This is a genomic window from Nitrococcus mobilis Nb-231 (assembly GCF_000153205.1).
Lineage (GTDB): Bacteria > Pseudomonadota > Gammaproteobacteria > Nitrococcales > Nitrococcaceae > Nitrococcus > Nitrococcus mobilis.
Genome location: NZ_CH672427.1, coordinates 3,169,880 through 3,185,378 on the forward strand (window position 1 = coordinate 3,169,880; position 15,499 = coordinate 3,185,378).

Genomic DNA, 15,499 nt, shown 5'->3' on the forward strand with positions numbered 1-15,499 from the left:
TTTTTCCCGCGATAGGGAGCGATGTGTGATGGCCGTCGAGAAATCGAATAAGCGCGCCGCGCCGAGCGTGAATGTTACCCGTTTGCTGCAGATGAAAGCCGCCGGCGAGGTGATTGCGTGCCTTACCGCCTACGATCACAGCCTGGCCTGTGTGGTGGACGAGGCCGGCGTCGACGTGATCCTGGTCGGTGACACGCTCGGTATGGTCATTCAAGGGCATGAGACGACGCTCTCAGTGAGCGTCGACGACGTCATTTACCACACCCGGTGTGTGGCCGCCGCCCACCGGCGGGCGTTGATCATGGCCGATATGCCGTTTATGAGCTATCTCGATGAAGCCACTGCGCTGCGCAACGCCGGGCGACTCATGCAAGAGGGTGGCGCCCGCATGGTGAAATTAGAAGGTACGGCCGATCAGGTCAGTATCGTAGCCGCCCTCGCGCGGGCGGGCGTCCCGGTCTGCGCGCACCTGGGCTTATTGCCGCAGCGCATTCATAAGCTCGGCGGCTATAAGGTCCAGGGTCGTGACCGAACGAGCGCGCACGCCATGATCGACGATGCCCACGCCCTGGAGGCGGCGGGGGCGGATTTGTTGTTGGTGGAGTGCATCCCCGCTGCGCTTGGGGAGCGATTGGCGCATGAATTGCGCATCCCTGTCATCGGAATCGGGGCGGGGTCAGGCTGTGATGGCCAAATTCTGGTGCTCCAGGATCTGCTCGGTATTACGCCGGGTCGACCACCGCGGTTCGCCAAGGATTTCATGACGGGGGCGGGTAACGTTCAGACCGCGGTGCAGGAGTATGTGGCGGCCGTCAAGGCGCGCCGCTTCCCGGACGAGGAACATTGTTTCTAATGTGCTTTAAATAAGGGCATTGGCGCATGCGGATCGTGCGGCGAATCCCCGAGCTGCGCTCGCTGGTACGCTCTTGGCGAGCGCAACGGCTCACGGTCAGCCTCGTGCCGACGATGGGCAATCTGCACGAAGGTCATTTGGCGCTGGTGAAAGTGGCGCGTGAGCATGGCGATCGGGTGGTGACGAGCTTATTCGTCAACCCCACCCAATTCGGTGCGGGAGAGGATTATGCGACCTATCCGCAGAGCCTGGAAATCGACTGTGCGCAGCTCCGGGCGCTGGCAGTAGACGCCGTATTCGCACCCGCCGTGCAGGAGATGTATCCGGCGGGCATCATGGGGCACACCCAGGTGGATGTTCCGGCGCTCTCCGGGATTCTCTGCGGTGCTTTCCGTCCCGGCCATTTTACCGGTGTGGCGACCGTAGTGGCCAAGCTGCTCAATGTTGTCCAGCCGGATAGCGCCGTGTTTGGACGTAAGGACTATCAGCAGCTGTTGGTGATCCGGCGCCTGGTGGCGGATCTCGATCTGCCCGTGCGGGTCATCGGGATGCCGACCGTGCGTGAGCCGGATGGACTGGCCCGCAGCTCACGCAATGCCTATTTGAAGCCCTCGCAGCGTGCGCTGGCGCCCGAGCTTTTCCGCACATTGACAGCGCTGAGGCAGGCATTATTCGAGGGGGAATCGAACTTCCGGTTGCTGGAGGCGCGCGGCAGCAAGATGTTGATGGACGCGGGCATGCGCCCGGAGTATGTGGCTATTCGGCGCGGCGCGGATTTGCGTGAGCCATGCCGGGACGATCTCGAGCTAGTGGTGCTCGCGGCGGCCTGGCTCGGCGAAGCCCGGCTGATCGATAATGTGGAGGTGTCGTTGAACCGCTGCGGCTGACCGTGGATAATATGCTGCCCTGCAATATGCAGCGGGTTGCCGGCTGCGAAGCAACCAGCTGGGATGCTGACAGAGGCGAACGCTATGTATTTGACTATGTTGAAATGTAAGCTCCATCAGGCGCGGGTGACCCATGCTGAGCTGGAATACGAAGGATCATGCGCCATCGACGCCGATCTGCTCGCGGCGGCCGGTATTCATGACTACCAGCAGATCCATATCTACAACATGGCCAACGGCGAGCGGTTCGCGACCTACGCCATTCGCGCCGAGAGCGGATCGCGAATCATCTCGATGAACGGTGCAGCCGCGCACAAAGCCAAACCCGGCGATCGGGTGATTATTTGTTGTTATGCCCTCATGCCCGAGGCCGATCTGGAAGGCCATCAGCCGGTGCTGGTCTATTGTGACGAGCAAAATCGCATCAGCCACACCCGCAACCCCATCCCTCGACAAGTCGCCTGAAGCCAGTGCGTGCTGGTGAGCTTTGCCCTTGCCTAGCGCGACTTGGTCTTCTCTGCGACCCGGCGTGACCGTTACGACTTATCGCTCTGCCGGGCGAGGGCCCAAGCGACATGCTCGCGCACCAAGGCAGAAGGGTGCTGCGAGCGTGCGCGCAGGACGTCGCGCGCGGCCTCATCGCACGGCGAGTTGCCCAAGGCGACCGCCAGATTGCGTAGCCAACGTACGTGGCCCAAGCGGTGAATTGCCGAGCCTGCGGTACGTTCCAGAAACTCCGCCTCATCCCAGCGCATGAGCGCGGTGAGCGCAGCGGTATCCAGGCCGTGACGGGGGCGAAAGTCGGCCTCGTCGGTGGGGCGGGCGAATTTGTTCCACGGACAGACGGCTTGGCAGTCGTCACAGCCGAACACCCGGTTGCCGATCAAGGGGCGCAATGACTCGGGGATGCTCCCTTGGTGCTCGATCGTGAGATAGGAGATGCAGCGGCGGGCGTCAAGCTGGTAAGGCCCAACAATCGCCCCGGTCGGACAGATGTTCAGGCAAGCCCGGCAACTGCCGCAGTGCTCGCTACTCGGGGCGCTTGGTGGCAGGGGTAAGTCCGTGAAAAGCTCGCCGAGAAAGAAATAGGAGCCGGCCTCTCGGCTCAGCAGTAGGGTATGCTTACCGATCCAGCCCAAGCCCGCATCACGGGCCAGCGCCTTTTCCAGCACCGGGGCACTGTCGACCAACGCCCGGTAGCCGAATGGCCCGGCGGTGGCTTCGATCCGGTGTGCAAGCCGTTGCAGGCGTTTGCGCATGAGTTTGTGATAATCACGCCCCAAGGCGTAGCGGGCAATAAAGGCACGGCGAGCGTCCTGCAGGACCCGCGCGTCGGGCTCGATTCCCGGTGGTCGGTAGTTCAGCCGCACAGAGATCACCCGCAAGGTGCCCGCTAGCAGGCGCTGGGGACGCGCCCGCTTGACCCCGTGTCGAGCCATATAGGCCATCTCACCGTGGAAGCCACGGCGCAGCCACTGCAGTAGGCGTGCCTCGTCGACGGCCAGGTTGGGTTTGGCGATACCCACCCGGTCGAAACCAAGCTCCTGGCCCCAGCGTTTGATGTCTCGGGCCAGGGCGTGGAGATCGAGAGCCGGCCGTGCGTCGTTCATCGGCTTATTGTACTGGGGCCTGTTAACAATTATCCGCGGCGTCGCGGGTAATTGTTAACAGGCCCTGAAGACTTGCCTAAGTAAAGCCCTCCTTGTGATTGGGGTAAAAGACTACTTACGATAGCCGTTGTTCGTTCTGCGCAGTGGCTGGATTCGCGGATGGGGTGGCTATAATGGCACCTATGAACGATCTGCCGCGTGAGCTCTATCGAACTGAGCAGAGCCGAGAGCTGGACCGACTTGCCATCGAGGTGTACGGCATCCCCGCCTATACGCTTATGGAGCGAGCGGGCCGTGTGGCCTATCGAGTGCTGCGCCGGTGTTGGCCGCAGGCGCGGCGGATTTGTATCGTCTGCGGCGGGGGCAACAATGCCGGCGATGGCTATGTGGTGGCTCGCTTTGCGCTGCGCGACGGTTTGACTGTGCGCGTACTGACGCTGGTTGACCCGGAGCGCTTGCAAGGCGCAGCCGGCACGGCGGCCAAGGCCTACCTCGAGCTCGCTCGAACCGAGCCGTTTACGGCGGAGGCGCTCGGTGAGGCCGAAGTCATTGTCGATGCCTTGCTCGGCACCGGGCTGGATCGTCCGGTGGAAGGGCGTTTTGCGCAGGCGATCGCGGCGATCAATGCAAGGCATCTGCCGGTGCTGGCCGTCGATATCCCATCCGGTATTCATGGCGATACCGGGCAAATCCTGGGCCTGGCGATAGGCGCCAGCGTCACGCCGACCTTTATTGCCCTCAAGCAGGGCTTGTTTACCGGAGCTGCACCGGATTGTACGGGCGAGGTGATATTCGGCGATTTGGAGGTGCCGCCGGCGGTCTTGATCGGTATCGAGCCGGCTGCGCGCCGAATTACCGCCGCTGACGTGAATCCTCATCTTGCGCCAAGGCAGCGCACGGCCCATAAGGGACGGTTTGGGCACGTTCTGGTCGTGGGTGGCGACCGGGGCATGGGAGGCGCCGTGCGCTTGGCCGCGGAGGCGGCTTGTCGGTTGGGCGCAGGGTTGGTCAGCGCAGCGACCCGGGCAGAGCATATAGCACCGATTCTCGCCGCGCGCCCAGAGATCATGTGCCGCGCTGTAGCCGGCCCGGAGGATCTGGAGCCGCTGTTGGCTCGGGCAACGGTGGTGGTGCTGGGTCCTGGTTTAGGAAGCAGCACCTGGAGTCAAGCGCTGTTTGAACGCTGTGTTGCCTTCGACGGTCCGCTGGTGATCGATGCCGATGGCCTCAACCGCCTCGCGCAGGCACCGCCGCGACGCGGTGCTTGGGTTCTGACGCCCCATCCCGGCGAGGCGGGTCGCTTGCTCGGCTGTTCTGCTGCCGAGGTGCAGGCCGATCGGTTTGCAGCTGTGGCAGCGTTGCAGTCCCGCTGGGGCGGAGTGGTTGTTCTCAAGGGGGCCGGTAGCTTGATCCGCAGCCCGGCGCTAACGTGGCTTTGCGATCGCGGCAATCCGGGGATGGCGAGCGGTGGCATGGGTGATGTGCTCAGCGGGGTTGTTGGTGGGCTGCTGGCCCAAGGTTTGAATTGCGAAGCGGCAGCTGTGAGCGGGGTCTGGCTGCATGCCCGCGCCGCCGACCAGGCAGCGGGGGATGGGGCGCGTGGTCTGTTGGCCACGGATCTGTTCGAACCTCTGCGCCGCCTCGCCAATCCGAAATGACTCGCCAGCGCTGGTTGCCCCGGCCGCAGGCCACGGAGGCGCTCGGTGCCCAACTCGCGGCGGCTCTGCCGATGCGCTGCCGTATCGATCTCACCGGCGAGCTTGGTGCAGGGAAAACGACCCTGGTCCGGGGCTTGCTGCGGACGTTGGGCCATATCGGGCCGGTGCGCAGTCCTACCTATACTTTGATCGAGCCCTATCAAGTGGCCGAGCGCCGCCTTTATCACCTGGATCTGTACCGTCTTTCAGACCCCGAGGAGCTTGAATACATTGGCCTGCGCGACTTGCTGGGCGAGTCCGCCGTACTGTTGGTCGAATGGCCTGAGCGGGGAGGGCGGGTGTTGCCGATGGCTGATCTGGTCATCGCGCTGAGCGTCGTCGAGTCGATGCGACTTGCGCAGTTGACGGCTCACACGCCGGTCGGCATGGCGCTACTCGCTCGCTTGCCGAGTGGTTGAGAATAAACACAAAAACATGAGCCTATCTATAGGCAAATACGGAAAAAATAGATTGAAAACACCCGCGCGTTATGGCTAGCTACCGGGAAATGCCGCGGCATAACAACACGGCCGGAAATGAAACGTTGGTTGATATTCGCCTTATTATACTGCGTTTGTACGGGAGCGCTGGGTCGACAGGCGAGCGTCGAGCGAATCCGCACCTGGGCCGATTCGGATCATACGCGGGTGGTTTTCGATCTCTCGCAACCGGTCGAATATCGTCTGTTTACGCTCAGTAATCCCAGCCGCGCGGTGCTCGACATCCAATCTGCTGCATTTGCCGAAGATTTGCTCGAAGCCACCGAGCCGGTCGGTGTGCTGGGGGGGATCCGCAGCGCCATCCGCAACGGCTCTGATCTACGAGTGGTCTTTGATCTCATGCAGGCCGCTCGGCTCAAGAGCTTTTTGGTCAAACCGAATAAAACCTACGGCAACCGTCTCGTGGTGGATTTCGAAAAGCCCCAGGGTTTGCGCGAACCAGTAAAGACCTTGGTTCAGCAGCGCCGGGAGCTGGTGGTCGCCATCGATGCCGGTCATGGGGGAGTGGATCCCGGAGCCATCGGGCAGCGCGGAACATTCGAAAAAACGATCACCCTGGCCATCGCCCAGAAGCTTGCTGAGTTGATTTCCGCGCGCTCGGGTATGCGCGCGGTGTTGACTCGCGAGAGCGACGACTACGTCGGCTTGCGTGAGCGCACCCGGCTGGCCAGGCAGGCCCACGCCGATCTTTTTATATCGATCCATGCCGACTCGATCGGTGATAGCAGGGCGCGAGGGGCGTCCGTCTATGTGCTCTCGCCCCATGGCGCCTCGACCGAGGCCGCACGGCTGCTGGCACAGCGGGAGAATTCTGTGGATCGCATCGGTGGGGTTTCGCTGGACGGCAAGGATGACCTGGTCGCTACCGTGCTGGTCGATCTCTCCCGAGCGGCCACGATCGAGTCGAGCACTCATCTTGCGCAATCCATGCTTGCGGTTCTCGATGACGTTGGGGAGTTGCACAAGAGCTCGGTGGAACGGGCTGGCTTCGCCGTACTCAAATCACTGGACATGCCCTCGGTGCTGGTTGAAAGCGCATTTATCTCTAACCCCCGCGAGGAGCTTCGGTTACGTAGCAGCCGTTTTCAGTGGAAGCTCGCTCGAGCGTTGGAGCGAGGCGTCAGCGATTACATCGAGGAATTCATGCCGGGTAGGCGCATCATGGTCAGCGCCCATGAGTACGTTGTGCGTCGCGGTGATACCTTGAGCGCCATCGCGCAGGAGTACAACGTAAGCGTCAAACAACTGCGTAAGCTCAATGATCTGAACGGCGACATCATTGCGATCGGCAGTCGATTGGTAATCCCTTAACGAAACACTTTCTTTTGCGCCGATGCGCGCGGGTGTCTTGCCGAACCGCTCGGGCGGACGTTTGGCGCCGCGCCGAAAATCCACTCCGCGAGCTGACTCGACCCGCCGATCTTCGGCATAATGCCGTCTATGAGTCAGTTAAGCGACGATACTCCCTTACCTCAGATACGGGTCCAGCGTTTACCGCCCCAGCTCGTCAATCAGATCGCGGCCGGCGAAGTCATCGAGCGCCCGGCGGCGGTTGTAAAGGAATTGGTGGAGAATGCGTTGGATGCCGATGCGGGTCGGATCGAGATTGTGGTTGAGGGCGGCGGCAAGCGACTCATACGTGTTCGCGACGACGGTGTCGGTATGGGGCGCGAAGATTTGCGCTCGGCCGTCGGCCGCCATGCGACCAGCAAGATTCGGGATCTGATCGATCTTGAGCGCATCGCCAGCCTCGGATTTCGGGGTGAGGCCCTGCCGAGTATTGCCTCGGTGGCGCGTTTGACGCTCACTACCCGTAGCCGCGCTGAGGATCATGGTTGGCGTCTGGAGCTGAACGGCGGGGAACTGCTCGATGAGGTGGCGCCAGCGCCGCATCCGCCGGGGACCTCAGTGGTGGTTCGTGATCTGTTTCACAATATTCCGGCCAGGCGCAAGTTTTTGCGCACGGATCAGACCGAGCTGCGCCATATTCAGGGCCTAGTCAAGCGAATCGCTCTGAGTCGGCCCGACGTGGGATTCGAACTGAACTGCCATGGTCGCTGTAACTATCGACTTGCGCCGACCGGCACGAGCGTTGAGCAGGAAGCCCGGTTGGCGGAGCTGTTGGGGCGTGAGTTTGTCGGCCAGTCGCTCGTTCTGGATGCCGAGGCGGCGGGATTGCGGCTCCACGGATGGATCGGTTTGCCGAGTGCGGCCAGAGCGCAGACCGATTTGCAGTATCTCTATCTCAATGGGCGCATGATTCGGGATCGTCTGGCCGGCCATGCCATTCGCCGCGCTTATGCCGATCTCCTATATAAGGAAAAACACCCCGTTTATGTCCTCTACCTCGGGATGGATCCGGCGGAGGTGGACGTAAATGTCCACCCGAGCAAGTATGAAGTGCGCTTTCGCGAGCCGCGTCTGGTCTATGATTTTCTGTTTCATCAGTTGCATCGGGCGTTGGCTCACCCCAATGGCGCCGCCGAAGGCCGGCGCTACCGGGCTGCACCCAAGCGTACCTGCGTCGACTCGCCGCAGGAGCAGCAACCCACTTGCCACTCACCATGGCAGTCTTCCATCGCTTTCCCAGTAGCCGAGGCAACCCAGCTTTATGCGGCTGCTGGTGAGGCACGGTCGGCCGGTGAGCCGATCGGTAACGGCGAATCAACCTGGGGGAGTGAGGGTGATTCTCTAGCATTATCGCGCGCGCTACCTCAGCACCCGGTGCCAGCGGCAGGGCGGGGCGAGGAGGCCACCCCACCGCTGGGTTATGCAGTGGCTCAGCTGCATGGTGTTTACGTGCTCTCGGAGGATGCCGCCGGGCTCATTCTGGTGGATATGCATGCTGCTCATGAACGTATTGTCTACGAACGGCTCAAAGACGAGCTTGATCGAGAGGGTCTTGCCGGGCAGGCGTTGCTGGTGCCACTGCGGGTTGGTGTGACGCCGGCGGAAGCGGATGCGGCCGAAGACTGTGCCGCTCTATTCAGGCGCTTGGAGTTCGAGGTTGATCGAGCCGCTCCGGACGTGCTGGTCGTGCGCCGCATCCCGGCGCTGCTGGGGCAGATCGACATCACGGCTTTGTTGCGCGATGTGCTAAGCGGCCTTTTGATCCAAGGGGTGGGTGGTCAGCTCGAGGCGGTGATCAATCAAGTGCTGGCCACCATGGCTTGCCACGGTTCGGTGCGCGCGCAGCGTCGCCTCACGATCACGGAAATGAATGCGCTGCTGCGCGACATGGAGCGAACCCGTAATATCGGTCAATGTAATCACGGTCGACCGACCTGGACGCGGCTTACCTTGGCGGAGCTGGATCGACTATTCCTGCGCGGTCGTTGACGCACATGTCCACGCCCATTCCGGTTGTTTTCCTCATGGGCCCGACCGCCTCCGGCAAAACAGCGGTGGCGGTGGAACTCGTTGCGGCGCTGCCTTGTGAGATCATCAGTGTCGACTCGGCACTGGTCTATCGGGAGATGAATATTGGTACCGCTAAACCCTCCGCGGAGACTCTGGCGATCGCCCCGCATCAATTGATCGATATTCGCGATCCCGCTCAATGTTATTCCGCAGCGGAATTTCGTGATGAGGCGTTGTCCTTGATTAAAGCGATTCACGCCCGGGGGCGCATCCCGCTGCTGGTGGGCGGCAGTATGCTGTATTTTCGTGCTTTGGTCGGGGGGTTGGCGGATCTTCCGGCGGCCGATCAGCAGCTTCGAGCCTCTCTTGAGAGGGAGGCGCAGTGCGCCGGCTGGCCTGCACTGCATGGGCGCCTGGCGCGGCTGGATGCAAAGACCGCGGCCCGCTTGCACCCCAACGACGCGCAACGCATTCAGCGGGCCTTGGAGGTGTACGAGTTGACAGGGGAGACACTGAGTGATCTGACCCGCAGGCACGCCTCGGAACAATTGCCTTTCCCATTGATCAAATTCGTTATGGCACCGGCCATGCGCGAGGTGCTCCACCGGCGTATCGAGGCGCGGTTTCGGCGAATGTTGGCCAGTGGTTTCGTGGACGAAGTAGCCGAGCTACGTGGTCGGGGCGATCTCGATTTAAGTAAGCCGTCGATGCGAGCGGTGGGTTACCGACAGATATGGCGCCACCTGGAGGGGAGCTATGATTATAATACGATGATTGCGTGCGGGGTTAGCGCCACCCGGCAGTTTGCCAAGCGGCAGCTCACGTGGCTACGGCGTGAGCGCGGTGCGGAATGGTTCGATGCGAACGGACCTTACGCTCGTGTCGTGGCCAGGCTGAAACAAAGGTTAGATACCGTTTTAGGGTAAAATCAAGCCAATACTGCTATGCTAACTCATACTCATAAAAGTTCGGATGCGACGGTGTCCAGGCAAGGATGCGACGGTGGGCATGCTGCGATGGGCCCGGATAACAACAAGCTGCCAAGTGCACGAGGAGTCACTGGAATGGCCAAGGGGCAATCACTTCAGGAGCCGTTTCTTAACGCCCTTCGCAAGGAAAAAGTACCAGTTTCTATTTATTTGGTGAACGGCATCAAATTGCAGGGCCAAATCGAGTCTTTCGATCAATTCGTGCTTTTGTTGCGCAACAGCGTCAGTCAGATGGTCTACAAGCATGCCATCTCCACCATCGTACCGGTGCGTAACATCAGGCCCCACCAAGCGGATGATCGCGGTAGCAACGATATCGGCAACAAATACTGAGCTGATGGGAATGGATGCGGCGCCGGCCCGGCTCTTTGCCCGTCCGGACGGGGGAGAGCGGGCGATCCTGGTTCAGCTCGACAGTGGTATCGTCGACCTCGATGAAGCTTTTGTGGAGCTGGCCGCGCTGGCAGAAACTGCCGGTGCTGTGGTGGTGGATAAGCTTGTCAACCGCCGCGCGGCCCCTGACCCGCGTTACTTTATCGGCAAGGGTAAGGTGGGTGAGCTCGCCGCGCGGATTCGCGAGACGGATGCCAATCTGGTTTTGATCAATCACGGGCTCTCGGCGGTCCAGGAGCGTAATCTGGAACAGGCGTTCGGCGCTCGGGTATTGGATCGTACCGGTTTGATCCTGGATATTTTTGCTTTGCGCGCACGCTCTCACGAAGGCAAGCTGCAGGTGGAGTTGGCCCAGTTGCGCCATATCGCAAGTCGTTTGGTCAGAGGATGGAGCCATCTGGAACGCCAGAAGGGCGGTATCGGCTTACGAGGCCCCGGAGAGACCCAGCTCGAACTGGATCGGCGCCTACTTGGGCAGCGTATCAAGCAGCTCGAAAAGCGGCTTACGAAAGTGCGCCGCCAGCGCGAGCAGGGCCGCCAGGCCCGGCGCAAGCGCGAGTTTGTGACGGTCTCCTTCGTAGGCTATACCAATGCCGGGAAATCCGCTCTGTTCAACCGCTTGACCGAATCGCATGTCTATATCGCGGACTTGTTGTTTGCGACATTGGATACGACACTGCGTCGAATCGAGCTGCCGGGCTCGGAACAGGCCATCATCGCCGATACGGTCGGCTTTATCCGTGAGCTTCCACATCAGCTGATTGCCGCTTTCCGTTCGACGTTGGAGGAGGTGGCTCAGGCGGATTTGCTGCTGCACGTGATCGATATCGCCGACCCTCTGCGCGAACAGCGGCGGTGGGAGGTGGAGCGGGTTTTGTCAGATATCGGTGCCGGCGATATTCCCGCTCTGCTGATTTTCAATAAGCTCGATTTGAGTGGCGGTCCGGCTCGACTCGAACGCGACGGAACCGGTCAACCCGTTGCTGTCTGGGTTTCGGCTCAGACTGGCGAGGGCATGGAGTTGCTCAGAGCGGCGATCGCAGAACGCATTGGCCTCACGCGAGTGCATGGCCGGGTCCGGCTCTCGCCCACCGAGGGTCGTCTGCGCGCTCGGCTCTATGCGCTTGGCCAGGTGCGCTGTGAGCGTATCAGCGAGCAGGGTGTCTGTGAGCTGGAAGTGGATCTGCCGCAACGAGAATGGGCCCGGTTGCGTCGGCAGGATGGGGCCAGCATCGAGCTATGGCCGGCGGATCATTGAGCGGATGTTGCGACGACAGCGCCGGGCTCTTTAACATGGGCGGCTTGTCCCAATGTCCGGGGTGTCGATTGCCTCGGCAATAAGTCTCGATCTCTCTTACATGTGGCAAAGGGCAGCTCGATCTCCCTTAAGAGCGGCTGCCTGCTGCCTGCGAGTCAAGCCAGAAAATGCCAGCCCGCCGGGTCGGGTGCGTGCAAAGCAACTACGGAGTGGTACATGAGCTGGAACGATCCGGGGAGCGGAAACCGAGATCCATGGGGGGGGCGCCGCGACGATCAAGGGCCGCCTGACCTCGACGAACTCGTCCGCAAGCTCAAGGAACGCTTCAAGCAGCTGTTTCGCCGGGGCAATGACCGTGGCGATGGCGGTGATGGTGGTGGGGCGCCTCGTCGAGGGGGGGGCGGAGTAATCGGTATTGCCATTATTTTGGCAATTGGGGCGACCATTTGGCTGCTGTCCGGTTTCTACATCGTTGACCAGGGCTGGCGGGGTTTGGTGACCCGCTTCGGGAAATACACGGCAACCACTTTGCCGGGGCCGCACTGGCATCTGCCCTATCCCATCGAGCAGGTGTCTCAAGTCAATGCGGAGCAGCGGCGTCGGCTCACGATCGGCTATGGCGTTATCGGCCCTGGGCGCGCTCGGCCGGTACTCAGCGAGGCGCTGATGCTTACCGAGGACGAAAACATCGTCAACGTGCAGCTCGCTGTTCAGTATCATGTCTCCGATCCGGCCAAATACGTCTTCAACTTTAGCGATGCGGATCAGACACTAAAAGACGTTACCGAGAGTGCCTTGCGTGAGGTGATCGGCAAACATGATATGGACTTCGTCCTGACCCGCGGTCGAGCGGAGGTGGCCGCTGAGACGCAGTCGATGATCGAGAGTATCATCGATCGTTACGAACTCGGTCTTGAGGTGGTGACTGTAGCCATTCAGGATATCCGGCCTCCCGAGCAGGTTCAAAGCGCTTTCTCCGATGTCAACAAGGCACGCGAGGATGAGCAACGCTTGATCAATCAGGCACAAAGCTATCGTAATGCCGTCCTTCCCAAGGCCCAGGGCGAGGCGGCGCGAATCAGCGAGCAAGCAGCCGGCTACCGGGCCGAGGCGATTGCGCGTGCCGAGGGTGACACCAGCCGTTTCAGCCAGATCGCCAGCGAATACGCCAAAGCGCCGGAAATCACGCGCGAGCGGCTCTATCTTGAGACGATGGAAGGGGTGTTCTCCAGTGTTGGCAAGGTGGTAGTGAGCGATACGAAGGGCGGCCAGCCCTTTATGTACCTACCATTGGATCGCATGCTGGAGCGTGCCCGCAGCCAGCAGCAGAGCAAAGTTGGAACGCGCGCGCCGGCGGCGAAGGCTGCTCCTGCGGCACCGTCCGCCGCCAAAGATAACGAGGCGGCTGCCAGCCAACAGAGCAACCGGTCGCGCTCGAGAGAGGTTCGCTAATGCAGAAGCTCATGTCTAGTATCGTGTTCGTGGCACTGTTCGCGCTGGTACTTTTCTACACTGGGACTTATACCGTCGGTCAGGCGCAAAAGGCGATCAAGTTTCGTCTGGGCGAGATTATCGACACCAATATCGCCCCGGGCTTGCATTTTCAGTGGCCTCTTGTCAACAACGTCAAGAAGTTCGATGCCCGCGTCCAGACGTTGGACGAGGAGCCGCAGCGATTCATGACGGTGGAAAAAAAGAACGTAATCGTCGATTCGTTTGTGAAGTGGCGGATCGAAAATGTCGGTGACTACTACACCACCGTTGGGGGGCAGCCGGCGCGCACCAATCTGCGTCTATCAGAGATTCTTAGGAACGGCCTGCGCAGCGAATTCGGCAAGCGTACCATCAACGAGGTCGTCTCCGGTGATCGCGCCCAGCTTATGAAGATTTTGCAGCGCGAGACCGATCAAGCGGCCGAGTCGCTTGGTGTGGAGGTGGTGGATGTGCGCATCAAACGAGTCGATCTGCCGGAGGACGTCAGCGATTCAGTATATCAACGGATGAGTGCCGAGCGAGAGCGGGCGGCGCGTCAGTATCGGGCCGAAGGCAAGGAGGCTGCCGAGCGCATACGGGCGGAGGCGGATCGGCGTCGGCAGATCATCCTGGCCGATGCCCACCGCGATGCCAAGAAGATTCGCGGCGAAGGTGACGCTAAGGCGGCGGAAATTTATGCTCAGACCTACAGTCGCCATCCGGATTTCTATTCGTTCTATCGAAGCCTGACCGCGTATGCTAAGGCTTTTGATCGTAAAGACGATCTGTTTGTGTTGTCGCCGGATGCCGAATTCTTCCGGTACTTCGATCTGGGCGAGAAAAAGCCGTAATTGGGGTTGGTTCGTAGTCTACGTTATAGATGATATAAAGCTGGATAAAAGGGCAAATGGGGCAGGAGCTGATCACTGCGGTTGCGCTGGTGCTGGTCATCGAGGGGATTCTCCCTTTTCTCAGCCCCAACCTGTTGCGGCGTATGATGTTTCAAGTGGTCCAGCAGAACAATCGAACGCTGCGGATCACCGGCTTAGTGACCATGCTGGCCGGCTTGATCCTGCTGTATCTGGTACGCCATTGAGCCGACCCATGGAGCTGTTCCGCCGTGACCGAGCATGATTTCGCCAAGGTCAACCGCTGGCTGTTGCCCGATGGGGTGGACGAGATTCTCCCGCCCCAGGCTTTTGCTCTGGAGCGCCTGCGCCGGGAGCTGCTCGATTGTTATTATCGTTGGGGTTACGATTTGGTAATGCCACCGACGATCGAATATTTGGAGGCATTGCTCACGGGGGCCGCGCACGATCTCGATCTCCAGACCTTCAAGCTCACCGATCAGCTGACCGGGCGGATGATGGGTGTGCGGGCTGATATCACACCGCAGGCCGCCCGCATCGATGCCCATCAGTTGCGGCGCGATTGTCCGGTGCGTTTGTGCTATCTGGGCGCAGTGCTGCAGACGCGACCAGAGGGACCGGGGAGTTCTCGCAATCCGCTGCAGATCGGCGCCGAATTATACGGTCATGCCGGGTTTGAAAGCGAAGCCGAAATCATCGCCTTGATGCTGGAGACACTGCGAATTGCCGGTGTCGTGCAGCCGCATTTAGACCTTGGACACGTAGGTATTTTTCGCGGCCTCACTTCCCAGGCGGGGCTGGGTCCAGATGCCGAGATGCGCTTGTGGGATGCCTTACAGCGCAAGGCCGGAACGGAGATCGAGGCCATTCTCGCCGAGTTCGATGTAGCGGAGTCGCTGTACAGTATGCTCGCGGCGTTGCCGGAGCTCAGCGGTGGTCTCGAGGTTTTGGAACGGGCGAATGCCGAGCTGATGCCCGCGCAGGATTGTGTACACCAGGCGCTGCGTGAACTTCGCAGCATCGCTAACGCTCTGCAACACTGGCTGCCCGATGTGCCACTGCATTTTGATTTGGGTGAGCTGCGTGGCTATCAATACCACACGGGGGTCGTGTTTGCCGCGTTCGTTGCTGGGCACAGCCATGAGGTAGCGCGTGGGGGCCGCTATAATCACATTGGCCGTGTATTCGGGCGTTCCCGGCCCGCAACAGGGTTTAGCGCCGATCTCAAGACTCTGTTTGCGCTTAGCGATCGCGGTCAGCAGCCGCCAGTGCTCGGCATCGCCGCACCATGTGATGACGATGCGGCGTTGTTGGCGGAGGTGAGTAAACTTCGCCAGGCGGGTGAGCGGGTGGTCTGGTTGCTGCCGGGGCACGAGGCTGAGTTGCACGAGCTGGGTTGTAATCGCAGGTTGGTCAATCTGGGCGGCTGTTGGCAGGTGAAACCGGCTTGAACGTTTGTGGTACAGTACGCGGCTCTTGCGGCAAGCCCGCTCGGCCTGAGTAAATAGGTAAGAGAGCTTAAGGTCTATAACCTTGGCTGAAATCGGCAGGCTCTGACTTGCCAAATCGGATACGATCTTGTAATGCGTTGGTCTGTAGCTCGAGGAGCG

The 15,499-nt window shown here is 60.7% G+C and carries 15 protein-coding genes; 14 read left to right on the forward strand and 1 reads right to left on the reverse strand.

Going from position 1 to position 15,499, the window contains the following annotated elements; all coding sequences use genetic code 11:
- The first annotated feature begins 28 nt into the window (after positions 1-28).
- The 3 genes from panB to panD all read left to right on the forward strand — a co-directional run bounded on the left by panB (position 29) and on the right by panD (position 2,205).
- Positions 29-853, forward strand: a complete 825-nt coding sequence (gene panB / locus NB231_RS14445; protein ID WP_005004271.1) for a 3-methyl-2-oxobutanoate hydroxymethyltransferase — start codon at positions 29-31, stop codon at positions 851-853.
- Between the two features lie 26 nt (positions 854-879).
- Entirely contained in the window at positions 880-1,740 is an 861-nt protein-coding gene (gene panC / locus NB231_RS14450) for a pantoate--beta-alanine ligase (RefSeq protein WP_005004273.1), read from the forward strand.
- Between the two features lie 84 nt (positions 1,741-1,824).
- Positions 1,825-2,205 (forward strand): aspartate 1-decarboxylase, encoded by a 381-nt coding sequence (gene panD / locus NB231_RS14455; protein ID WP_040662493.1) that lies wholly within the window; start codon positions 1,825-1,827, stop codon positions 2,203-2,205.
- A gap of 71 nt (positions 2,206-2,276) precedes the next feature.
- Here panD and queG read toward each other — a convergent pair whose 3' ends face one another.
- Complete coding sequence (gene queG / locus NB231_RS14460; protein ID WP_005004277.1) at positions 2,277-3,350, reverse strand: tRNA epoxyqueuosine(34) reductase QueG; 1,074 nt, start codon at positions 3,348-3,350, stop codon at positions 2,277-2,279.
- 182 nt (positions 3,351-3,532) lie between these two features.
- Here queG and NB231_RS14465 point away from each other — a divergent pair, with 182 nt between their 5' ends.
- From NB231_RS14465 to NB231_RS14515, 11 genes are all read left to right on the forward strand, one after another.
- Positions 3,533-5,008, forward strand: a complete 1,476-nt coding sequence (locus tag NB231_RS14465) for an NAD(P)H-hydrate dehydratase (RefSeq protein WP_005004283.1) — start codon at positions 3,533-3,535, stop codon at positions 5,006-5,008.
- A complete protein-coding gene (gene tsaE, locus NB231_RS14470; RefSeq protein ID WP_005004284.1) occupies positions 5,005-5,466 on the forward strand; it encodes a tRNA (adenosine(37)-N6)-threonylcarbamoyltransferase complex ATPase subunit type 1 TsaE in 462 nt (153 codons plus the stop codon). Before NB231_RS14465 ends, tsaE begins: the two co-directional genes overlap by 4 nt.
- 117 nt (positions 5,467-5,583) lie before the next feature.
- Complete coding sequence (locus NB231_RS14475) at positions 5,584-6,858, forward strand: N-acetylmuramoyl-L-alanine amidase (RefSeq protein WP_005004286.1); 1,275 nt, start codon at positions 5,584-5,586, stop codon at positions 6,856-6,858.
- 129 nt (positions 6,859-6,987) lie between these two features.
- Positions 6,988-8,886: a DNA mismatch repair endonuclease MutL gene (gene mutL, locus NB231_RS14480; RefSeq protein WP_005004287.1), complete on the forward strand. Its 1,899-nt coding sequence runs from the start codon at positions 6,988-6,990 to the stop codon at positions 8,884-8,886.
- 5 nt (positions 8,887-8,891) lie between these two features.
- Positions 8,892-9,833 (forward strand): tRNA (adenosine(37)-N6)-dimethylallyltransferase MiaA, encoded by a 942-nt coding sequence (gene miaA, locus NB231_RS14485; RefSeq protein WP_040662496.1) that lies wholly within the window; start codon positions 8,892-8,894, stop codon positions 9,831-9,833.
- Between the two features lie 138 nt (positions 9,834-9,971).
- Positions 9,972-10,229, forward strand: a complete 258-nt coding sequence (gene hfq / locus NB231_RS14490; protein WP_005004290.1) for an RNA chaperone Hfq — start codon at positions 9,972-9,974, stop codon at positions 10,227-10,229.
- 10 nt (positions 10,230-10,239) lie between these two features.
- Positions 10,240-11,547: a ribosome rescue GTPase HflX gene (hflX, locus tag NB231_RS14495; RefSeq protein WP_005004291.1), complete on the forward strand. Its 1,308-nt coding sequence runs from the start codon at positions 10,240-10,242 to the stop codon at positions 11,545-11,547.
- 216 nt (positions 11,548-11,763) lie between these two features.
- Positions 11,764-12,999, forward strand: a complete 1,236-nt coding sequence (hflK, locus tag NB231_RS14500; RefSeq protein WP_005004292.1) for an FtsH protease activity modulator HflK — start codon at positions 11,764-11,766, stop codon at positions 12,997-12,999.
- Between the two features lie 11 nt (positions 13,000-13,010).
- On the forward strand, positions 13,011-13,871 hold the full coding sequence (gene hflC / locus NB231_RS14505) for a protease modulator HflC (RefSeq protein WP_050756175.1): 861 nt from the start codon (positions 13,011-13,013) through the stop codon (positions 13,869-13,871).
- Positions 13,872-13,927: 56 nt separating this feature from the next.
- On the forward strand, positions 13,928-14,116 hold the full coding sequence (locus NB231_RS14510) for a DUF2065 domain-containing protein (RefSeq protein ID WP_005004297.1): 189 nt from the start codon (positions 13,928-13,930) through the stop codon (positions 14,114-14,116).
- A 24-nt stretch (positions 14,117-14,140) separates the two neighbouring features.
- Positions 14,141-15,340 carry an ATP phosphoribosyltransferase regulatory subunit gene (locus tag NB231_RS14515; RefSeq protein WP_005004298.1) on the forward strand — a complete coding sequence of 400 codons (1,200 nt, stop codon included), beginning with the start codon at positions 14,141-14,143 and terminating at the stop codon, positions 15,338-15,340.
- The last annotated feature ends 159 nt before the right edge of the window (positions 15,341-15,499 follow it).